The sequence below is a fragment of the Streptomyces sp. NPDC047049 genome (assembly GCF_040643995.1).
GTDB lineage: Bacteria > Actinomycetota > Actinomycetes > Streptomycetales > Streptomycetaceae > Streptomyces > Streptomyces mooreae.
In genome coordinates, this window is the sequence record NZ_JBEYVM010000028.1 from 19,438 (window position 1) to 40,278 (window position 20,841).

The 20,841-nt window shown below is 71.3% G+C and carries 21 protein-coding genes; 1 reads left to right on the top strand and 20 read right to left on the bottom strand.

Annotated features, from left to right (window positions below; genetic code table 11):
• Window positions 1-205: 205 nt before the first annotated feature.
• The 12 genes from coaBC to pyrR form a co-directional block, all read right to left on the bottom strand.
• The gene (gene coaBC, locus ABZ851_RS35010; RefSeq protein WP_361136431.1) at window positions 206-1,441 is read right to left on the bottom strand and encodes a bifunctional phosphopantothenoylcysteine decarboxylase/phosphopantothenate--cysteine ligase CoaBC; all 1,236 of its coding nucleotides are present in this window, start codon (window positions 1,439-1,441) and stop codon (window positions 206-208) included.
• A 125-nt stretch (window positions 1,442-1,566) separates the two neighbouring features.
• Entirely contained in the window at window positions 1,567-1,839 is a 273-nt protein-coding gene (rpoZ, locus tag ABZ851_RS35015) for a DNA-directed RNA polymerase subunit omega (RefSeq protein WP_005319902.1), read from the bottom strand.
• A 71-nt stretch (window positions 1,840-1,910) separates the two neighbouring features.
• Window positions 1,911-2,531, bottom strand: coding sequence for a guanylate kinase (gene gmk / locus ABZ851_RS35020; RefSeq protein WP_088796726.1), 621 nt, complete (start codon window positions 2,529-2,531; stop codon window positions 1,911-1,913).
• A gap of 38 nt (window positions 2,532-2,569) precedes the next feature.
• A complete protein-coding gene (locus ABZ851_RS35025) occupies window positions 2,570-2,893 on the bottom strand; it encodes an integration host factor (RefSeq protein ID WP_006607450.1) in 324 nt (107 codons plus the stop codon).
• A 215-nt stretch (window positions 2,894-3,108) separates the two neighbouring features.
• A complete protein-coding gene (pyrF, locus tag ABZ851_RS35030; protein WP_361136433.1) occupies window positions 3,109-3,945 on the bottom strand; it encodes an orotidine-5'-phosphate decarboxylase in 837 nt (278 codons plus the stop codon).
• Entirely contained in the window at window positions 3,942-5,051 is a 1,110-nt protein-coding gene (locus ABZ851_RS35035) for a quinone-dependent dihydroorotate dehydrogenase (RefSeq protein ID WP_361136486.1), read from the bottom strand. Before ABZ851_RS35035 ends, pyrF begins: the two co-directional genes overlap by 4 nt.
• 81 nt (window positions 5,052-5,132) lie before the next feature.
• Complete coding sequence (carB, locus tag ABZ851_RS35040; RefSeq protein ID WP_361136435.1) at window positions 5,133-8,444, bottom strand: carbamoyl-phosphate synthase large subunit; 3,312 nt, start codon at window positions 8,442-8,444, stop codon at window positions 5,133-5,135.
• Window positions 8,437-9,591, bottom strand: a complete 1,155-nt coding sequence (gene carA, locus ABZ851_RS35045) for a glutamine-hydrolyzing carbamoyl-phosphate synthase small subunit (protein ID WP_361136437.1) — start codon at window positions 9,589-9,591, stop codon at window positions 8,437-8,439. Before carA ends, carB begins: the two co-directional genes overlap by 8 nt.
• Window positions 9,588-10,184 carry a hypothetical protein gene (locus ABZ851_RS35050; RefSeq protein WP_336050877.1) on the bottom strand — a complete coding sequence of 199 codons (597 nt, stop codon included), beginning with the start codon at window positions 10,182-10,184 and terminating at the stop codon, window positions 9,588-9,590. Before ABZ851_RS35050 ends, carA begins: the two co-directional genes overlap by 4 nt.
• A complete protein-coding gene (locus ABZ851_RS35055; protein ID WP_361136439.1) occupies window positions 10,181-11,467 on the bottom strand; it encodes a dihydroorotase in 1,287 nt (428 codons plus the stop codon). Before ABZ851_RS35055 ends, ABZ851_RS35050 begins: the two co-directional genes overlap by 4 nt.
• A 5-nt stretch (window positions 11,468-11,472) precedes the next feature.
• Window positions 11,473-12,450: an aspartate carbamoyltransferase catalytic subunit gene (locus ABZ851_RS35060; RefSeq protein WP_336050875.1), complete on the bottom strand. Its 978-nt coding sequence runs from the start codon at window positions 12,448-12,450 to the stop codon at window positions 11,473-11,475.
• Between the two features lie 93 nt (window positions 12,451-12,543).
• Window positions 12,544-13,134, bottom strand: coding sequence for a bifunctional pyr operon transcriptional regulator/uracil phosphoribosyltransferase PyrR (gene pyrR / locus ABZ851_RS35065; protein WP_129297368.1), 591 nt, complete (start codon window positions 13,132-13,134; stop codon window positions 12,544-12,546).
• A 221-nt stretch (window positions 13,135-13,355) separates the two neighbouring features.
• On the opposite strand from pyrR, the gene bldD reads away from it, so the two are divergent.
• The gene (gene bldD / locus ABZ851_RS35070; protein WP_030076442.1) at window positions 13,356-13,856 is read left to right on the top strand and encodes a transcriptional regulator BldD; all 501 of its coding nucleotides are present in this window, start codon (window positions 13,356-13,358) and stop codon (window positions 13,854-13,856) included.
• Between the two features lie 196 nt (window positions 13,857-14,052).
• Here the strand turns inward: bldD and nusB are convergent, their stop codons facing one another.
• The 8 genes from nusB to aroC form a co-directional block, all read right to left on the bottom strand.
• Window positions 14,053-14,487, bottom strand: coding sequence for a transcription antitermination factor NusB (nusB, locus tag ABZ851_RS35075; protein WP_088796735.1), 435 nt, complete (start codon window positions 14,485-14,487; stop codon window positions 14,053-14,055).
• A 2-nt stretch (window positions 14,488-14,489) separates the two neighbouring features.
• Window positions 14,490-15,056 (bottom strand): elongation factor P, encoded by a 567-nt coding sequence (gene efp / locus ABZ851_RS35080; RefSeq protein ID WP_018087607.1) that lies wholly within the window; start codon window positions 15,054-15,056, stop codon window positions 14,490-14,492.
• A 66-nt stretch (window positions 15,057-15,122) separates the two neighbouring features.
• Window positions 15,123-16,229 carry an aminopeptidase P family protein gene (locus ABZ851_RS35085; RefSeq protein ID WP_361136442.1) on the bottom strand — a complete coding sequence of 369 codons (1,107 nt, stop codon included), beginning with the start codon at window positions 16,227-16,229 and terminating at the stop codon, window positions 15,123-15,125.
• 75 nt (window positions 16,230-16,304) lie between these two features.
• On the bottom strand, window positions 16,305-17,162 hold the full coding sequence (locus tag ABZ851_RS35090; protein WP_361136444.1) for a Pro-rich N-terminal domain-containing protein: 858 nt from the start codon (window positions 17,160-17,162) through the stop codon (window positions 16,305-16,307).
• Window positions 17,163-17,457: 295 nt separating this feature from the next.
• Window positions 17,458-17,910: a type II 3-dehydroquinate dehydratase gene (aroQ, locus tag ABZ851_RS35095; protein ID WP_336050867.1), complete on the bottom strand. Its 453-nt coding sequence runs from the start codon at window positions 17,908-17,910 to the stop codon at window positions 17,458-17,460.
• Window positions 17,907-18,998 (bottom strand): 3-dehydroquinate synthase, encoded by a 1,092-nt coding sequence (aroB, locus tag ABZ851_RS35100; RefSeq protein WP_361136446.1) that lies wholly within the window; start codon window positions 18,996-18,998, stop codon window positions 17,907-17,909. Before aroB ends, aroQ begins: the two co-directional genes overlap by 4 nt.
• On the bottom strand, window positions 18,995-19,549 hold the full coding sequence (locus ABZ851_RS35105) for a shikimate kinase (RefSeq protein WP_336050864.1): 555 nt from the start codon (window positions 19,547-19,549) through the stop codon (window positions 18,995-18,997). The genes aroB and ABZ851_RS35105 overlap by 4 nt, the downstream gene beginning before the upstream one ends.
• Window positions 19,546-20,730, bottom strand: a complete 1,185-nt coding sequence (gene aroC, locus ABZ851_RS35110) for a chorismate synthase (protein WP_088796741.1) — start codon at window positions 20,728-20,730, stop codon at window positions 19,546-19,548. The genes ABZ851_RS35105 and aroC overlap by 4 nt, the downstream gene beginning before the upstream one ends.
• Window positions 20,731-20,841 lie beyond the last annotated feature (111 nt).

Genomic DNA, 20,841 nt, shown 5'->3' on the forward strand with positions numbered 1-20,841 from the left:
GCCGAGAGCTGCGCTCGGCCCGATCCACTCGCCAGTTTATCGGTCGTGTGCGGCGTTCGGGCACGCGGTCTCGATTTATGGACCCCCCGTGACCTGGGACACCACGGCCCTCGGTAGGACGATCACCTCGAGTATGGGCCGGGTCAAGGGGACATGCCGGAGTGTAGACGGCCGGTGGGGTGACTCCCGGGTCCGTACGGGCGCGTCAGGGGCGAGTCTCGGCCAGGCGGGGCGCGACCAGGTCCCAGACCGTGTCGGCCAGGTCTTCCTTCGGGCCGTACGGGACCGGGGTCTCGGTTCCGTCGGCCGCCAGGATCACTGCCTCGTTCTCCGCCGAACCGAAGGCCTTGTGCTCGCCGACCTCATTGACGACCAGCAGGTCACAACCCTTGCGGGCCAGCTTGGCGCGACCGTTGGCGAGCACGTCGTCGGTCTCCGCGGCGAAGCCCACCACGAGCTGGCCGGGGCGGGCCCGCTCGGCGGAGAGTTCGGCGAGGATGTCCGGATTTCGGACCAGAGTGACCGGTTCCGGCTCCTGCCCTTCCACCTTCTTGATCTTGCCGCTGGCGTAGACGGCAGGCCGGAAATCAGCGACGGCGGCGGCCATGATCACCGCGTCGGCGTCCGCGGCCGCCTTCCGCATCGCCTCATGGAGCTGACGGGCGGTACCGATGCGGATCACGTCCACCCCGGCCGGATCGGGCAGCTCGGTGTTGCCGGCGACCAGGGTGACCTGGGCGCCACGGGTCGCCGCCGTACGGGCGAGCGCGTAGCCCTGCAGGCCGGAGGAGCGGTTGCCCAGGTAGCGGACGGGGTCCAGCGGCTCGCGGGTGCCGCCCGCGCTGACCACCACACGGCGGCCGGCCAGATCCTGCTCCGCCGCCCGGTCGCCGCGGGCCAGCACCCGGCGGCAGAACGCGAAGATCTCGGCCGGGTCGGGGAAACGGCCCTTGCCGGTGTCGACGCCGGTCAGCCGGCCGACCGCCGGGTCGATGACGAGGGCGCCGCGGCGGCGCAGCGTGGCGACGTTCTCCTGTGTGGCGGGGTGCTCCCACATCTCGGTGTGCATCGCCGGGGCGAAGACCACCGGACAGCGCGCGGTGAGCAGAGTGTTGGTCAGCAGGTCGTCGGCCAGGCCGTGGGCCGCCTTGGCGAGCAGGTCGGCGGTGGCGGGGGCGACCACGACGAGGTCGGCGCTCTGGCCGATCCGGACGTGCGGGACGTCGTGGACGGATTCCCAGACCTCGGTGCCGGCCGGGTGGCCGGACAGCGCCGACCAGGTGGCCTCCCCGACGAAGTGCAGCGCCGAGGCGGTCGGCACGACCCGTACGTCGTGCCCGGACTCGGTCAGCCGCCGCAGCAGCTCACACGCCTTGTAGGCGGCGATCCCGCCGCTCACCCCCAGGACGACCCTGGGCCGCTCCCGCTCACGCCTGTCCATCGCTTCGCCGCTCCCCGGGCTCGGTCCCTACGTATTGCCCCTATGACACACCAAGGGCCCGGCTGGGCCCCTCCCAGCGTTGGCTGGGGGAGTTCCGCCGGGCCCTTGGTGAAAAGTGCCGCTGCTTACTGAGCCGGGCCCTCGATGGCCTCGGAGGTCAGCAGGCCCGCGTTGATCTCGCGCAGCGCGATCGACAGGGGCTTCTCGTGGACGTGGGTGTCCACGAGCGGGCCGACGTACTCGAGCAGGCCCTCGCCGAGCTGCGAGTAGTAGGCGTTGATCTGGCGCGCGCGCTTGGCGGCGTAGATCACCAGGCTGTACTTCGAGTCGGTGGCCTCGAGAAGCTCATCAATGGGCGGGTTGATGATGCCCTCGGGTGCGGTGATGGAAGAGGACACTCTCTACCTTCCGAAGGGGGATGAAGCGGGGGTGTGACGCAAAGTCTTCGACGGTCCGGGGAGCTGCGCGGTCAGCCGCTGGTGTTCTCGTCTCCGGACCTATTCAGCATCAAGGCTAGCAGCTCACGGCTGACGTCCTCGACGGAGGTGTTGACAAGCGTCGTATCGAACTCCTTCTCCGCTGCCAGTTCGATCCTGGCGGCGGCGAGCCGGCGTTCGATGACCTCCGGCGCCTCCGTGCCCCGGCCGGTGAGCCGGCGGACCAGCTCGTCCCAGCTCGGCGGGGCCAGGAAGAGCAGATGCGCTTCCGCCATGGACTCGCGGACCTGGCGGGCGCCCTGCAGGTCGATCTCCAGCAGGACCGGCTCCCCGGACTCCAGGCGGTCCAGCACCGCCTTGCGGGGAGTGCCGTACCGGTTGCCCGCGAACTCGGCCCATTCGAGCAGCTCACCGTTGGCGATGAGCTTGTCGAATTCCCCGTCGTCGACGAAGAAGTAGTGGACACCGTGCCGCTCCCCGGGGCGCGGCTTGCGGGTGGTGGCCGAAACCGAGAGCCAGACCTCGGGGTGGACCTTGCGCATATGCGCGACGACCGTGCTCTTGCCGACCCCGGAGGGGCCGGAGAGCACGGTCAGTCGCGGTTGTCTGGCCGGGGGCGCGGGGGTCGTCCCCCCGGAGACTGCAGAACTCATGCAGCGATTATTCCAGCTTCCCGGTGATGCCGGAAAATTCAGGAAGCAGTGCTGCCGAACTCGCGCTCCAGCGACGCGATCTGGTTGGAGCCAAGACCCCGGACTCGACGGCTCTCGGAGATCCCGAGCCGTTCCATGATCTGCTTGGCGCGGACCTTGCCGACGCCCGGCAGGGACTCAAGGAGCGCGGAGACCTTCATCTTGCCGATGACGTCGTTCTCCTGGCCCTGCTTGATGACCTCATGGAGGGAAGCACCGGAGTGCTTGAGCCGATTCTTGACCTCGGCGCGCTCCCGGCGAGCCGCGGCGGCCTTCTCGAGCGCGGCTGCGCGCTGTTCAGGGGTAAGGGGCGGAAGAGCCACGCCTACGTCACCTCGGATGTCGAACTGTCGGATACGGACCGGTGTGGAACCTAGTCGCCCCGCACCTGCGGAGCAACGAGCAACGCGCTTACGTGCAGTGCTCTCGTCGGAGACTAGCGCCAGAGGGCGCCAGAGTCAGCGAGAACAAGCGAAAAGTCCTGGTCAGACTCTGCTGACCAGGACAATTCGGGACCAAAGTCCCCGTCGGACGGCTCTCAATCGAGCGCGGTGCGCACTTCGCCGGCGAATCGGTCGGCCGCGGCGCGCAGTGCCGCGGTGTCCGGACCGTGTCGCAGCACCCCCCGGCTGACGCTCGGCACGACGTTGCGCACGGCGTCACCGAAGACCTTCGGGAGGTCGGCGGGGGTGGCGCCCTGGGCGCCGATGCCGGGGGCGAGCAGCGGGCCGTTGATCGCCAGGTCGAACGAGGAGAGATCGCCGAGCGTGGCGCCGACGACCGCGCCGAAGGAGCCCAGCGGCTCGGCACCGGCGTTCTCGGCGGCGAGGTGGCCGAGCATGGTCGCGGCGAGCGTGCGACCGTCCTCGCGCACCGCCCGCTGGACCTCGGCGCCCTCCGGGTTGGAGGTGAGGGCGAGGACGAAGAGCCCGGCGCCGCTCTCGCGTGCCAGGTCGACGGCCGGCCGCAGCGAGCCGTACCCGAGGTACGGGGAGACGGTCAGCGCGTCGGAGAACAGCGGCGAGTCCTTGCGCAGGTAGGTCTCGGCGTAGGCGGCCATGGTGGAGCCGATGTCGCCGCGCTTGGCGTCCATCAGCACCAGGGCCCCGCGCTCGCGCGCCTCTTCGACGGCGGTTTCCAGGACGGCGAGGCCGCGGGAGCCGAAGCGCTCGAAGAACGCGGATTGTGGCTTGAAGAGTGCGACCGTCTCGCCCAGGGCCTCCACGACGGTCCGGGTGAACCGCGCCAGGCCCGCGACATCGTCGTTCAGGCCCCAGTCGGCCAGCAGCGAGGCGTGCGGGTCGATGCCGACGCAGAGGGGGCCGCGCTCGTCCATGGCGCGGCGGAGGCGGGCGCCGAAGGGTTCCTGGATCATGCGGTCACCTTCTTGTGCTCGGCGCCGACGGCGTCGGCGAGCGTGGCGTACGGGCTGTTGCGCAGGCGGGCGGCGAGGCCCTTGTGGATCGCGCGGCACCAGAACGGGCCCTGGTAGATGAAGGCGCTGTAGCCCTGGACCAGGGTGGCGCCGGCCAGGATGCGCTGCCAGGCGTCCTCGGCGTTCTCGATGCCGCCCACCCCGATGAGGGTGACCGTGTCGCCGACGCGGGCGTAGAGGCGGCGCAGCACCTCCAGGGAGCGCTCCTTGACGGGCGCGCCGGACAGCCCGCCGGTCTCGGCGGTCAGCTTCGGGTCGGAGACCAGGCCAAGGCCCTCGCGGGCGATGGTGGTGTTGGTGGCGATGATTCCGTCGAGGCCCAGCTCGACGGCCAGATCGGCGACCGCGTCCACGTCCGCGTCGGCGAGGTCGGGGGCGATCTTGACCAGCAGGGGGACCCGGCGGCCGGTGACCGTACGGTCGGCGGCCTCGCGGACGGCCGTCAGCAGCGGGCGCAGATGGTCGACGGCCTGGAGGTTGCGCAGCCCCGGGGTGTTCGGGGAGGAGACATTGACGACCAGGTAGTCGGCGTGCCGGGCAAGCCGCTCGGTGGAGGTGACGTAGTCGGCGACGGCTTCGTCCTCCGGCACGACCTTGGTCTTGCCGATGTTGACGCCGACGGTGGCCGGGAAGACGGGGTTGCGGGCGGCCAGACGGGCCGCCACGGACGCGGAGCCGTCGTTGTTGAACCCCATCCGGTTGATCAGCGCGCGGTCCGCCACGAGCCGGAACAGGCGCTTCTTGGGGTTGCCGGGCTGCGGCTGGGCGGTGACCGTGCCGATCTCGACATGGTCGAAGCCGAGCATGGTCATCCCGTCGATCGCGACGGCGTTCTTGTCGAAGCCGGCGGCCAGGCCGAAGGGACCGTGCATCCGGCGGCCCAGGGCCTCGGTGCGCAGCTCCCGGTAGCGGGGCGCGAGGGCGGCCGCCAGGAAGGTGCGCAGCACGGGGACGCACACGGCCAGCTGGATCCAGCGGAAGGCCAGGTGGTGGGCCTGCTCGGGGTCCATGCGCTTGAAGATCAGGTGGAAGAAGAGGCGGTACATCGTCGGGGTGGGCCTTCCGGGGTGAGGAGTGCGAGGGCTCATGAAGAGGGGGACACCGCGCCGGTGTCCCCCTCCTGGCCGCTACTCCTCGCGGGCCGCCGTGAGATGTTCGGCGTGTTCCTGGAGGGAACGCACGCCCACGTCGCCGCGGGACATCGCCTCGATGCCCTGGACCGCGGCCGCCAGCGCCTGGACCGTGGTCAGGCAGGGCACGGCGCGGGCCACCGCCGCGGTACGGATGTCGTAGCCGTCGAGCCGGCCACCGGTCCCGTAGGGGGTGTTGACGATCAGGTCGACCTGGCCGTCGTGGATGAGCTGGACGATGGTCTTCTCACCGTCCGGGCCCTCGCCCTCGGACTGCTTGCGCACCACGGTGGCGTTGATGCCGTTGCGGCGCAGCACCTCGGCGGTGCCGGAGGTGGCGAGCAGTTCGAAGCCGTGCGCGACCAGTTCCCGGGCGGGGAAGATCATCGAGCGCTTGTCGCGGTTGGCGACGGAGACGAACGCCCGGCCCTTGGTGGGCAGGGCCCCGTAGGCGCCGGACTGCGACTTGGCGTAGGCGGTGCCGAAGACCGAGTCGATGCCCATGACCTCGCCGGTGGAGCGCATCTCCGGGCCGAGGACGGTGTCCACACCGCGGCCGTGGATGTCGCGGAACCGCGACCAGGGCATCACGGCTTCCTTCACCGAGATCGGCGCGTCCAGCGGCAGGGTGCCGCCGTCGCCCGTCCTGGGCAGCATGCCCTCGGCGCGCAGCTCGGCGATGGTGGCGCCCAGCGAGATCCGCGCGGCGGCCTTGGCCAGCGGTACGGCGGTGGCCTTCGAGGTGAAGGGGACCGTACGGGAGGCGCGGGGGTTCGCCTCCAGGACGTAGAGGATGTCGCCGGCCATCGCGAACTGGATGTTGATCAGTCCGCGGACGCCGACGCCCTTGGCGATGGCCTCCGTCGAGGTGCGCAGCCGCTTGATGTCGTAGCCGCCGAGCGTGATCGGGGGCAGGGCACAGGCGGAGTCGCCGGAGTGGATGCCGGCCTCCTCGATGTGCTCCATGACGCCGCCGAGGTAGAGCTCGTGGCCGTCGTAGAGCGCGTCGACGTCGATCTCGATGGCGTCGTCGAGGAACCGGTCGATGAGGACCGGGTGGCGGTCGATCAGGCCGGCGTGGCGGGTGAGGTACTCGCCGAGCGACGGCTCGTCGTAGACGATCTCCATGCCGCGGCCGCCGAGCACGTAGGACGGGCGGACCATGACCGGGTAGCCGATCTCGGCGGCGATCCGCCGGGCCTCGTCGAAGGAGAAGGCGGTGCCGTACTTGGGCGCGGGCAGTCCGGCCTCGGTGAGCACCCGGCCGAAGGCTCCGCGCTCCTCGGCGAGGTCGATCGCCTCGGGCGAGGTGCCGACGATCGGCACGCCGTTGTCCTTGAGCGCCTGCGCCAGGCCCAGCGGGGTCTGGCCGCCGAGCTGGACGACGACGCCGGCGACCGGGCCCGCCTGGGTCTCGGCGTGCACGATCTCCAGCACGTCCTCGAGCGTCAGCGGCTCGAAGTACAGACGGTCGGAGGTGTCGTAGTCCGTCGAGACGGTCTCCGGGTTGCAGTTGACCATCACGGTCTCGTAGCCGGCGTCGCTGAGCGCGAACGAGGCGTGGACGCAGGAGTAGTCGAACTCGATGCCCTGGCCGATGCGATTGGGGCCGGAGCCGAGGATGATCACGGCCGGCTTCTCGCGGGGCGCGACCTCGGTCTCCTCGTCGTAGGACGAGTAGAAGTACGGGGTCTTCGCGGCGAATTCGGCGGCGCAGGTGTCGACCGTCTTGTAGACCGGGCGGACGCCGAGGGCGTGGCGGACCTCGCGGACGACGTCCTCGCGCAGCCCGCGGATCGCGGCGATCTGGGCGTCGGAGAAGCCGTAGCGCTTTGCGTCCGCAAGGATCTCCGGGTGGAGCTTTTCGGCGGCCGCGATCTCGTCGGCGATCTCCTTGACGAGGAAGAGCTGGTCGACGAACCAGGGGTCGATCTTCGTGGCGTCGAAGACCTCCTGGGGCGTGGCGCCGGCCCGGATCGCCTCCATGACGGTGTTGATCCGGCCGTCGGTGGGGACCCTGGCCTTCTCCAGCAGCGCGGCCTTCTCGCCCGGCTCGGCCAGGAAGTCGAACTGGCTGCCCTTCTTCTCCAGCGAGCGCAGGGCCTTGTTCAGCGCCTCGGGGAAGTTGCGGCCGATGGCCATGGCCTCGCCGACCGACTTCATGGTCGTGGTGAGGGTGGCGTCGGCGGCGGGGAACTTCTCGAAGGCGAACCGCGGCACCTTGACGACGACATAGTCGAGGGTCGGCTCGAAGGAGGCCGGGGTCTTCTCGGTGATGTCGTTGGGGATCTCGTCGAGGGTGTAGCCGACGGCGAGCCGGGCGGCGATCTTCGCGATCGGGAAGCCGGTGGCCTTGGAGGCCAGCGCCGAGGAGCGCGAGACGCGCGGGTTCATCTCGATGACGATGACCCGGCCGTCCTCGGGGTTGACCGCGAACTGGATGTTGCAGCCGCCGGTGTCCACGCCGACCTCGCGGATGACGGCGATGCCGACGTCCCGCAGGGTCTGGTACTCGCGGTCGGTGAGCGTCATCGCCGGGGCGACGGTGATCGAGTCACCGGTGTGCACACCCATCGGGTCGAAGTTCTCGATGGAGCAGACGACCACGACGTTGTCGTTCTTGTCGCGCATCAGCTCCAGCTCGTACTCCTTCCAGCCGAGGATGGACTCCTCCAGAAGCACCTCGGTGGTCGGCGAGAGCGTGAGGCCCTGGCCGGCGATCCGGCGCAGCTCCTCCTCGTCGTGCGCGAAGCCGGAGCCGGCGCCGCCCATGGTGAAGGAGGGACGGACGACGACGGGGTAGCCGCCGAGCTCGTCGACGCCCTTCATGACGTCGTCCATGGAGTGGCAGATGTAGGAGCGTGCGGACTCGCCGTGGCCGATCTTCTTGCGGACCTCCTCCACGACCTCCTTGAACAGGTCGCGGTCCTCGCCCTTGTTGATCGCCTCGACGTTGGCGCCGATCAGCTCGACACCGTACTTGTCAAGGGTGCCGGACTCGTGCAGCGAGATCGCGGTGTTCAGCGCCGTCTGGCCGCCCAGGGTGGGCAGCAGGGCGTCCGGGCGCTCCTTGGCGATGATCTTCTCGACGAATTCCGGGGTGATCGGCTCGACATAGGTGGCGTCGGCGATCTCCGGGTCGGTCATGATCGTCGCCGGGTTGGAGTTCACCAGGATGACGCGCAGGCCCTCGGACTTGAGGACCCGGCACGCCTGGGTACCGGAGTAGTCGAACTCGGCGGCCTGGCCGATGACGATCGGGCCGGAGCCGATGACCAGGACGGACTGGATATCGGTGCGCTTAGGCACGCTGGCCCTCCATCAGGGATACGAAGCGGTCGAAGAGGTACGCGGCGTCGTGCGGACCCGCGGCGGCTTCGGGGTGGTACTGGACGCTGAAGGCCGGCTGGTCGAGGAGGTGCAGGCCCTCCACCACGTTGTCGTTGAGGCAGACGTGGGAGACCTCGGCGCGGCCGAAGGGGGTGTCGGAGACGGTGTCGAGCGGGGCGTCGACGGCGAATCCGTGGTTGTGCGCGGTGACCTCGACCTTGCCGGTCGTGCGGTCCTGCACCGGCTGGTTGATGCCGCGGTGGCCGTACTTGAGCTTGTAGGTGCCAAAGCCCAGCGCGCGGCCCAGGATCTGGTTGCCGAAGCAGATGCCGAACAGCGGCGTCTTGCGCTCCAGCACTCCCCGCATCACGGAGACCGGGTGGTCGGCGGTGGCCGGGTCGCCGGGGCCGTTGGAGAAGAACACCCCGTCCGGGTTCACCGCGTAGACGTCCTCGACGGTGGCGGTGGCGGGCAGGACGTGCACCTCGATGCCGCGCTCGGCCATCCGGTGCGGGGTCATGCCCTTGATGCCCAGGTCGATCGCGGCGACGGTGAACTTCTTCGTGCCGATCGCCGGGACGACGTAGGACTCCTTGGTGGCGACCTGCGTGGACAGGTCGGCGCCCTGCATTTCGGGGGCCTGGCGCACCTTGGCCAGCATCATGCCCTCGTCGGCCAGCGCCTCGCCGGAGAAGATGCCGACCCGCATGGCACCGCGCTCACGCAGGTGGCGGGTCAGGGCGCGGGTGTCGACGCCGCTGATGCCGACGACGCCCTGGGCGACCAGCTCGTCGTCGAGGGAGCGCACCGAGCGCCAGTTGGACGGGACACGGGCGGGGTCGCGGACGACGTAGCCGGCCACCCAGATCCGCTGCGACTCGGGGTCCTCGTCGTTCACCCCGGTGTTGCCGATGTGCGGGGCGGTCATGACGACGACCTGGCGGTGGTACGAGGGGTCGGTCAGGGTCTCCTGGTAGCCGGTCATGCCGGTGGAGAACACCGCCTCGCCGAAGGCCTCCCCCACGGCCCCGTAGGAGCGGCCGCGGAAGCTGCGGCCGTCCTCCAGGACGAGTACGGCGGGGATCCCCCTTGTGCCGTGGGCGGTGCCCCTGGTGGAGGTCGTCATCGTGCGCCTTCCGTTTCGGTGTGCTCGGTGGTGCTGGTGGTGTGCTCGGTGGTGCTCAGCCGGTTGACGGCCTCGACCCAGGCCGGGTGGACGTCCGCCGTGTCGGCGCGGAAGCCGGAGTCGAGCTGCCGGCCGCCGTGCTCCCAGGTGACGATCAGCAGGCCGCCCTCGGTCAGGACCTTGCCGGCGATGCCCTTGTCGAGGCGGGCGCCGCGCAGTGCGGAGGCCGGCACGAAGAAGTCCGCCGCGCCCGGCCGTACGACGTCCAGTCCCCGGTCGGTGAGGGTCAGCTCGGCGCGGCTGCGGGTGCCCAGGCCGCGCGCCACGATCCGGTCGAGCCACTGGCCCGCGGTGGTGGAGCCGTGGTAGCGGCCCGACAGGGTCAGGAGCGGGGCTCCGGGGTCCTCGGGCGCGGACGGCAGCTCGGGCAGGTCGCCCTGGAGCGTGCCGCGCCACTTCCAGCCCTGGCGCATCAGCCAGTAGACGAAGACGACGAAGACCAGCAGACCGGCGACCCAGCCGATCCGTGCGGCCCAGTCGGTGACCGGAGCGGAGTGCTGCGCCGCGGCCAAGGTACTCAGTGGAGGTGTCACGCCAGCTTCCCGTCGACGAGCGTTGCCCGGCCCCGCAGGAAGGTGTGGGTGACGCGCCCCGGCAGCTCACGGCCCTCGTAGGGGGTGTTGCGGCTGCGGGAGGCGAAGCCCGCGGGGTCCACCTCTCCACGGTAAGCGGAGTCGAGCAGCACGAGGTTGGCAGGCTCACCAGCCGAGACGGGACGGCCGTGGCCGGCCGCGCGGCCGATCCTGGCCGGCGCGAAGGACATCCGGTCCGCGACGTCCGCCCACGTCAGCAGGCCGGTGTCGACCATCGTCCGCTGGACGACGGAGAGCGCGGTCTCCAGGCCCACCATGCCCATGGCGGCGGCGGCCCACTCGCAGTCCTTGTCCTCGTGCGGGTGCGGGGCGTGGTCGGTGGCGACGATGTCGATCGTGCCGTCGGCCAGCGCCTCGCGCAGGGCCAGCACGTCGCGCTCGGTGCGCAGCGGCGGGTTGACCTTGTAGACGGGGTTGTAGCTGCGCACCATCTCGTCGGTCAGCAGCAGGTGGTGCGGGGTGACCTCGGCGGTGACGTCGATGCCGCGGGACTTGGCCCAGCGCACGATCTCCACGGACCCGGCGGTCGACAGGTGGCAGATGTGCACCCGCGAGCCGACGTGCTCGGCGAGCAGCACGTCGCGGGCGATGATCGACTCCTCGGCGACGGCCGGCCAGCCGCCCAGCCCCAGCTCGGCGGAGACCACGCCCTCGTTCATCTGGGCGCCCTCGGTCAGCCGCGGCTCCTGGGCGTGCTGGGCGACGACGCCGCCGAAGGCCTTCACGTACTCCAGCGCCCGGCGCATGATCACGGCGTCGTGGACGCACTTGCCGTCGTCGGAGAAGACCGTGACGCCGGCCGCGGACTCGTGCATGGCGCCCAGCTCGGCGAGCTTCTTGCCCTCCAGGCCGACGGTCACCGCGCCGATGGGCTGCACGTCGCAGTAGCCGTGCTCCTTGCCGAGCCGGTAGACCTGCTCGACGACGCCGGCGGTGTCGGCGACCGGGAAGGTGTTGGCCATGGCGAACACGGCGGTGTAGCCGCCCGAGGCGGCGGCGCGGGTGCCGGTGAGCACCGTCTCGGAGTCCTCGCGGCCGGGCTCGCGCAGGTGGGTGTGCAGGTCGACGAGCCCGGGCAGCAGGACCTTGCCGTCGGCCTCGACGACCTCGGCGCCCTCGGCGCTCAGCCCGGTGCCGACGGCCTCGATGAACTCCCCGTCGATCAGGACGTCCTGGGGCTCCCCGCCCAGCACCCTGGCACCGCGGATCAGGATCTTGCTCATGGTTCTTACTTCTCCTCGGTACGGGGGTGGGTGAGGGCCGGCTCGTTGCCGCCCAGGAGCAGGTACAGGACGGCCATCCGGATGGAGACGCCGTTGGTCACCTGCTCGACGACCGTGCAGCGGTCGGAGTCGGCGACCTCGGCGGTGATCTCCATGCCGCGGACCATCGGGCCGGGGTGCATCACCAGCGCGTGCCCGGGCATCCGCGCCATCCGCTCACCGTCCAGGCCGTAGCGGCGCGAGTACTCCCGCTCGGTCGGGAAGAAGGCGGCGTTCATCCGCTCGCGCTGCACCCGCAGCATCATCACGGCGTCGGACTTGGGCAGCACCGCGTCGAGGTCGTAGGAGACCTCGCACGGCCAGTTCTCCACCCCGACCGGCACCAGGGTGGGCGGCGCGACGAGGGTGACCTCGGCGCCCAGGGTGTGCAGCAGGTCGACGTTGGAACGCGCGACCCGGCTGTGCAGGACGTCGCCGACCAGGGTGATCTGCCGGCCGGCGAGGTCCTGGCCGATCCCGGCGTCCGGCCCGATGAGCCGGCGGCGCATGGTGAAGGCGTCGAGCAGGGCCTGGGTGGGGTGCTGGTGGGTGCCGTCACCGGCGTTGATGACCGGGGCGTCGATCCAGCCGGAGGTGGCGAGCCGGTAGGGGGCGCCGGAGGCGCTGTGCCGGATGACGACGGCGTCCACGCCCATCGCCTCCAGGGTCTGGGCGGTGTCCTTGAGGGATTCGCCCTTGGAGACGCTGGATCCCTTCGCCGCGAAGTTGATCACGTCCGCGGAGAGCCGCTTCTCGGCGGCCTCGAAGGAGATCCGGGTCCGGGTCGAGTCCTCGAAGAAGAGGTTGCAGACCGTGCGTCCGCGCAGGGTGGGGAGCTTTTTGATCGGCCGGTCGGCGACCCGGGCCATCTCCTCGGCGGTGTCGAGGATCAGGACGGCGTCGTCGCGCGTGAGATCGGCGGCCGAGATGAGGTGACGCTTCATCCGGTTTTCTCCGTGAGTGAAGGAGGTGTACGGGAATATCCGTCGAGCGGGCATGCCTGCGGACCCGGGGTCACCGGGTCCGTGCGCGGTGCGCTATCGCTCGCCGGCCGGGGCGGGGTGCTTCACGCCGAGCAGCACGGCGTCCCGGCCGTCCTCCTCGGTGAGCTGGACCTTGACCGTCTCCCGCAGCGACGTGGGGAGGTTCTTGCCTACGTAGTCGGCACGGATCGGCAGTTCGCGGTGGCCGCGGTCGACGAGGACCGCCAGCTGCACGGCGCGCGGCCGTCCGATGTCGCCCAGCGCGTCCAGCGCGGCACGGATGGTGCGTCCGGAGAAGAGCACGTCGTCGACGAGCAGGACGACGCGTCCCTCGATGCCGTCGGCGGGGATGTCCGTGCGGGCGAGCGTGCGGGCCGGGCCCAGGCGCAGGTCGTCGCGGTACATGGTGATGTCGAGCGAGCCGACCGGGACCGTGCGGCCGGTGATCTCTTCGAGCTTGGCGGCCAGGCGCCGGGCGAGGAAGACGCCGCGGGTGGGGATCCCCAGGAGCACCACATCGTCCGCGCCCTTGGCGCGCTCGACGATCTCGTGGGCGATGCGGGTGAGCATCCGCGCGATGTCCGGGCCTTCGAGCACCGGGCGCGCGGGGAGCCGATCCGTCGTGTCGGAACTGCTTGCGTCCATATGAAACGGACCTCCTTCTCCGCCTCACGGGACGGACCTTAAAGGACGTCGGAATTACGCAGCCCAGGCTATCAGGGCCCCTCACAGGAGCGGTCCGCACCCCTGACGGGTGAGGGTCTGCCCCGTTCCGCTTGACGAAGTCAGATTACGCTGCGTAACCTCACAGTGAGTTACCAGCCCGCGGCGGAGCCGCATGTCGATACAGCCGTCTGGGGAGTTTTATGTCCAGCGAATACGCCAAACAGCTCGGGGCCAAGCTCCGCGCCATCCGCACCCAGCAGGGCCTCTCTCTCCACGGCGTCGAGGAGAAGTCCCAGGGCCGCTGGAAGGCCGTGGTGGTGGGTTCGTACGAGCGCGGCGACCGTGCCGTGACCGTGCAGCGCCTCGCCGAGCTGGCGGACTTCTACGGCGTTCCGGTGCAGGAACTGCTGCCGGGGACGACACCGGGCGGGGCGGCCGAGCCGCCGCCGAAGCTGGTGCTCGACCTGGAGCGCCTGGCCCATGTCCCGCAGGAGAAGGCCGGCCCGCTGCAGCGCTACGCCGCCACCATCCAGAGCCAGCGCGGTGACTACAACGGCAAGGTCCTCTCGATCCGCCAGGACGACCTGCGCACCCTCGCGGTCATCTACGACCAGTCGCCCTCGGTGCTGACCGAGCAGCTGATCAGCTGGGGCGTGCTGGACGCGGAAGCGCGCCGTGCCGTGCAGCACGACGAGCTCTGATCCACCGCTCCACCTGCAGAAACGTGCCGCCGCTCCGGGTTTCCGGGGCGGCGGTTTCTGTATCCCGGCGCACGGGCGGCGCACACCGGGGGCGCGCACAGCGCCAGGAGAGCCCCCGTACGCCGTTCTGCGGGCATGCGAAGGGCCCGGAGCACTGCCCTTCGCTCCGGGCCCGTTCACACGCTCTGCCGACCGCCTACTGCGCCTCGCGCCGCAGGCTCGGCTTCAGCTCCTTGAACCGGCCGAGGAGGCCGTTGACGAAGGCCGGGGAGTCGTCCGTGGAGAACTCCCTGGCGAGCTGTACGGCTTCGTCGATCGCCACCGCGTCCGGCGTGTCGTCCACCCAGAGCAGTTCATAGGCACCGAGCCGCACGATGCTGCGGTCGGCCGCCGGCATCCGGTCCAGGTCCCAGTCGACCGCGTAGGTGGAGATCAGTTCGTCGATCCGGGCGACATGGTCCGCGTACCCCTCGACCAACTGCAGGGTGTATTCGTTCACCGGCGGCTGCCGGGGGTCGGTCCGGGCGTGCCGCATCCAGTCCGCGAGCACGGACTGCACATCGGCACCGCGCTGGTCGGCCTCGAAGAGTATCTGGAAGGCGCGCTTACGGGCCTTGGTGCGGGCAGCCACGGTTAGCTGTTCACCCGGCCGAGGTAGTCGCCCGTGCGGGTGTCGACCTTGATCTTCTCACCGGTGGTGATGAAGAGCGGCACCTGGATGGAGTAGCCGGTCTCCAGCTCGGCGGGCTTGGAGCCGCCGGTGGAGCGGTCGCCCTGCACACCGGGCTCGGTGTGCTTGATGGTCAGCTCGACCGCGGCGGGCAGCTCGACGTACAGCACCTCGCCCTCGTGCTGCGCCACGACCGCCTCGAAGCCCTCGATGAGGTAGTTCGCGGCGTCGCCGACGGCCTTGCGGTCGACGTGCAGCTGGTCGTAGGTGTCCATGTCCATGAAGACGAAGTAGTCGCCGTCCATGTACGAGAACTGCATCCCGCGCTTGTCGACGGTGGCCGTCTCGACCTTCACGCCGGCATTGAAGGTCTTGTCCACCACCTTGCCGGACAGCACGTTCTTGAGCTTGGTGCGGACAAAGGCCGGGCCCTTGCCGGGCTTGACGTGCTGGAACTCGACGACGGACCAGAGCTGGCCGCCTTCGAGCTTGAGCACCATGCCGTTCTTGAGGTCGTTCGTGGATGCCACGGTTGCGGAATCTCCTGGACTGCAGGTGGTGGGACCCCGGAGCACCGCACGCCGAACCCCTACGGCTCAGAGTGCGAGCAGCTCCTTGGTCGTGATCGTGAGTAGCTCGGGCCCGCCGTCCGCCTCGGGGCGGACGACGAGTGTGTCGTCGATCCGGACACCCCCGCGGCCCGGGATGTGAACCCCCGGCTCGACGGTGACCGGCACGCAAGCGTCCAGTTTACCCATGGCGGCAGGCGACAATTGAGGGTCCTCGTCGATTTCGAGCCCCACGCCGTGCCCGGTCCATGCTCCCAGCCGCTCCCCGTAGCCCGCGGCGTCCAGTACATGGCGGGTCACCCGGTCCACCTCGCGGCACTCCACACCCGGCGCAAGCGCCTCGCGCCCGGCACGCTGGGCTGCGAAAACGAGATCGTACAGTTCGATCTGCCAGTCCGAGGGCGTGGTGCCGATGACGAAGGTCCGGCCGATCTCGCAGCGGTAGCCGCGGTAATTGGCGCCCAGGCAGACACTGAGGAAGTCGCCCTCCTCGACCCGCCGGTCGGTGGGCAGATGCCCGGGTCGGCCGGCGTTCGGGCCGGTCGCGACGGAGGTGGGGAAGGCCGGGCCGTCCGCGCCGTGGTCCACCAGCCGGCGTTCCAGCTCCAGTGCCAGATGCCGCTCGGTGCGGCCGACCAGGATCGATTCCAGGAGCTCCCCCAGGGCCTGGTCGGCGATCTCGGCGGCGATCCGCAGACAGGCGATCTCGTCGTCGTCCTTCACCAGCCGCTGTCCCTCGACCGCGCAGGCCAGGTCGGTCAGCCGCAGCCGGGGCGCGACCTGGGAGAGGGCGCGGTGCCGGGTGACGGTGAGGTGGTGCTCCTCGACGGCCAGGGTGTCCGCGCCGGCCGTCGCGGCGAGGTCGGCGCCGGCCACCACCGGGTCGCCGCCACGGGTCGGCAGCACCGACACCCGTACGTCATCGGTCGGCCGGCCCTCGGCGGGATCACCGCTCAGCGGCCTGCCGCACAGCAGCACCTCGTCGGCCGGGCCCAGCAGCAGCGCGGCGCCGGGCGGCGCGCAGCCGGTGAGGTAGCGGACGTTCGCGGGGCGCGAGATCAGTGCGGCGGCACTTCCGGTCGCGGCTACGCGATCACGCAGCCGCGTGCGTCGGGCCGCGTACAACTCGGACATATCACGAGCCTACGGCGGCTCCCCCGGGGCGGCCGGTCGAGCGGGGCCGCCCGGGGGACCGGGCGGCCGTGGCCGCTACCAGTTCGGCGGGCTGGCGATGCTGCGGGCGACGACGTCGTCCAGCACCCGCACCGTCGTGGCGACGTCGTGCTGGGAGTTGTCGATGATCGGCAGGCCGGAGCCGTACCAGCCGGCCATCCGTCCGTGGATCCTCGCCACCTCTTCGTCGGAGAGCCGGCGGTTGCCGCTGCGCCGGGCGTTGCGCTCCAGGACGATCTCCAGGCCGGGCAGCAGCACGATCGGCAGCAGGCCGGGTCCTACATGGCGCTTCCAGCCGCCCAGACCGATGACCGGCCGGTCGGGGAAGACGGCGTCGTCGAGGATGCAGGAGATGCCGTTGGCAAGGAAGTTGCGGGCCGCGAAGCCGCAGGTGCGGCGGGCGAGGCGGTACTGGGCCTCGGAGTGGTCGTTCCAGCCGGCCTGCGGGTCGGCGAAGCCGGACCGGACCCATTCGCGGACGTCGTCGAGGCTGATGTGCGCGGTCGGCACCCGCCGGGTGTCGGCCCAGTGGCGCGCCACGCTGGTCTTGCCGGCCCCCGCCGGGCCGATGAGCAGCACCGCGACGGCCGCATGCGCGGCGTCCGGCGCCGTGGTGTCGGTGGGCGGGCTGGGCAGCGGCACCGGGGCGCCCGGGGGCAGCTGCACATGGCCGGTGATGTCCGTGCCGTGCGGCACGGTCGGGGCCTGCCCGTGCGCGGGCCCGTGCCCGCCCTGGCCGGAGGCGGGCTGCTGCGCGGGCGCAGGCGGGGCGGCCGGGGCCGACGGCGGGGCGGGCGGGGTGTGCTGTCCCGGGTGGGGCGTCCAGTTCATGGCGGCGCCGGGTGATGCCTGCCCGTGGGGCGGTGGCAGCGGAGCCCCCACTGCGTAGTGCATCCGGTGGCTCTCCGTCTCGTGCGGTCGACTCGTGCGGTCGAGGTGGTGCGGTGCTCCTCCGGCTCATGCCGGGTGGGGTGCGCCCAGGCGCCGGGGCTCGGCTGCCCGGTGTGCCTGACGGTAACCAACCCGGCCGCCCGGAGGGGCCGTTGTGCCCCACGGCCGTCGGCGTGGGTGGGTGTTGCAGCGAACGGTACCCTCCCGGACGCGGTGGGAGCTTCCGCTGCCCCCGGCGCTCGGTGCGGGAACGGCCGGGGGCGGGGGAAGGTGCCCTCCAGAGGGCGTCCAGGGGGCGTCAGCCGTTCAGTTCCTCGGCCAGCGCGCGGAGCGCGAGACGGTAGGAGCCGATGCCGAAGCCGGCGACCGTGCCGCTGGCGACGGCCGCGATGACCGAGTGGTGGCGGAACTCCTCGCGCGCGTACGGGTTCGAGATGTGCACCTCGATCAGCGGGGCGGTGCGCTGGGCGGCCGCGTCCCGCAGGGCGTACGAGTAGTGCGTGAAGGCACCCGGGTTGATGACGACCGGGAGCGAGCCGTCGGCGGCCTCGTGCAGCCAGCGGATCATCTCCCCCTCGTCGTTGGTCTCCCGGACCTCGGCCTCGAAGCCCAGCTCCTTGCCGAGCCGGGCGCACTCCTGGACCAGACCGGCGTAGGAGGTGGCGCCGTATACCTCGGGCTCACGGGAGCCCAGCCGGCCGAGGTTGGGCCCGTTGAGGACGAGCACCCGCCGGCTCGTCGTGCCGCTCATGCCGCGATCTCCGCGTGTGCGGCGAGCAGCATGGCCGGGTCCGGGCCCTCCAGGACGGTCGGCTTGGCGAGGCCGTCCAGGACGATGAAGCGCAGCCGGTCGCCGCGGGACTTCTTGTCGACCTTCATCGTCTCCAGCAGCTTGGGCCACTGGTCGCCGCGGTAGGTCAGCGGCAGCCCGACGGACTCCAGCACGGAGCGGTGCCGGTCGGCGGTGGCGTCGTCCAGGCGGCCGGCGATCCGGCCGAGTTCGGCGGCGAAGACCATGCCGACGGAGACGGCGGCGCCGTGCCGCCAGTTGTAGCGCTCGTTCTTCTCGATGGCGTGCGCGAGGGTGTGGCCGTAGTTGAGGATTTCGCGCAGGCCGGACTCCTTGAGGTCCGCGGAGACGACCTCGGCCTTGACCCGGATCGCCCGCTCGATCAGCTCGGCGGTGTGCGCACCGTCCGGGCGCTTGGCGGCCTCCGGGTCCGACTCGATCAGTTCGAGGATCGCCGGGTCGGCGATGAAGCCGGCCTTGATGACCTCGGCCAGACCGGAGACGTAGTCGTTGACCGGCAGCGAGTCGAGCGCGGCCAGGTCGCAGAGCACCCCGGCCGGGGGGTGGAAGGCGCCGACGAGGTTCTTGCCCTCGGCGGTGTTGATGCCGGTCTTGCCGCCGACCGCCGCATCCACCATGCCGAGCACGGTGGTGGGCACCGCGATCCAGCGGACCCCGCGCAGCCAGGTCGCGGCGACGAAGCCGGCCAGGTCGGTGGTGGCGCCACCGCCGACCCCGACGATCACATCGCTGCGGGTGAAGCCGGACTGGCCCAGCGCCTTCCAGCAGTACGCCGCGACCTCGGCGGTCTTGGACTCCTCGGCGTTCGGCAGCTGGATGGCGATCGCCTCGTAGCCCTGGGAGGCCAGGTCCTCGCGCAGCGCCTCGCCGGTGGCGGCCAGCGCCTCCGGGTGCAGCACCGCCACACGCTTCGCGCTGTCGCCGATCAGGCCCGCGAGCTCGCCGAGCAGCTGCCGCCCGACAAGCACCTCGTACGGGTCGGTGCCCGCCGTGCCGCCGACCTGGATACGGGTGGCCTGCTCCGTCATGCCTGTTCCTCCCTGTGGGCGGCCCGCGGGCTCCCCGCGGCCGACCGTAGCTCCAAAGCGTCCAGGATCGCCTCGGCGACCTGCTCGGGGGTGCGCTCCCCCGTTTCGATCACGGCGCGCGCGACCTCGGTGTACAGCGGGCGGCGGTGCTCCATCAGCTCGCGCCACTGCTTGCGGGGGTTGACGGCCAGCAGCGGGCGGGGCGCGTCCAGGCCCACCCGCTTGACGGCGTCGGCGAGTTGCACGTCCAGGAAGACCACCGGCAGCCCGGTGAGCAGCGCGCGGGTGCCGTCGTCCAGGATCGCGCCGCCGCCGAGCGAGAGCACCCCGGGGTGGCCCTCCAGCGCCTCGCGCACCGCCGTCCGCTCCAGCTCGCGGAAGTACGGCTCGCCCTCGTCGATGAAGATCTCGGCGATCGGGCGGCCGGCCGTGGCGACGATGTCGGCGTCGGTGTCCCGGTAGCCGACGTCCAGCCGCTCGGCCAGCAGCGCGCCCACCGTCGACTTGCCGGCCCCGGGCGGGCCGATCAGCACGACGACCGGCGACGTCATCGGATCGCCAGGTGGTCGAGGTAGGTCTGCACGTTGCGGCGGGTCTCCGGCACGCTGTCGCCGCCGAACTTCTCCACCACCGCGTCCGCCAGGACCAGGGCCACCATCGCCTCGGCGACGATGCCCGCGGCCGGCACGGCGCAGACGTCCGAGCGCTGGTGGTGCGCCTTGGCCGCCTCGCCGGTGCTCACGTCGACGGTCGCCAGCGCCTTCGGCACCGTCGCGATCGGCTTCATCGCGGCCCGCACCCGCAGCAGCTCGCCGGTGGTCAGCCCGCCCTCGGTGCCGCCGGAGCGGCCCGAGCTGCGCTTGATGCCGTCGTCGGTCGAGACGATTTCGTCGTGGGCCTTCGAGCCGGGCACCCGGGCCAGGTCGAAGCCGTCGCCGACCTCGACGCCCTTGATCGCCTGGATGCCCATGAGGGCGGCGGCCAGGCGGGCGTCCAGGCGCCGGTCCCAGTGGACGTGGGAGCCCAGGCCGACCGGCACGCCGTACGCCAGCACCTCGACCACACCGCCGAGGGTGTCGCCGTCCTTGTGGGCCTGGTCGATCTCGGCGACCATCGCCTTGCTCGCGTCCGCGTCCAGGCAGCGCACCGGGTCGGCATCCAGCCGCTCGACGTCGGAGGGCTTCGGGTACACCCCGTACGGGGCCTTGGCCGCGGCCAGCTCGACGACGTGCGAGACGATCTCGATACCGGCCGTCTCCTTGAGGAAGGAGCGGGCCACCGCGCCCAGGGCGACCCGGGCGGCGGTCTCGCGGGCGGAGGCGCGCTCCAGGATCGGGCGGGCCTCGTCGAAGCCGTACTTCTGCATACCGGCGAGGTCGGCATGGCCGGGGCGGGGACGGGTCAGCGGCGCGTTGCGGGCGAGTGCGGCCAGCTCCTCCGGGTTCACCGGGTCGGCCGCCATCACCTGCTCCCACTTGGGCCACTCGGTGTTGCCGACCATCACGGCCACCGGCGAGCCCAGTGACAGTCCGTGCCGCACCCCGCCCAGGAACGTGACCTCGTCCTGCTCGAACTTCATCCGGGCACCGCGGCCGTAGCCGAGCCGGCGCCGGGCCAGGGCGTCCGCCACCAGCTCCGTGGTGATCGGGACTCCGGCCGGGAGGCCTTCCAGCGTCGCCACGAGTGCGGGGCCGTGCGACTCCCCCGCCGTCAGCCAGCGCAACCTGCTCAACGGTGCTCCTCATGTACTGCTCATCCGCGTACGGTCTTCCCCCCGATCCTCCCACGTCGCGCGCGAGGGGCGGCGCCCAGTCCAGGGGGCGGACCGGGCGCACGCGGGCAG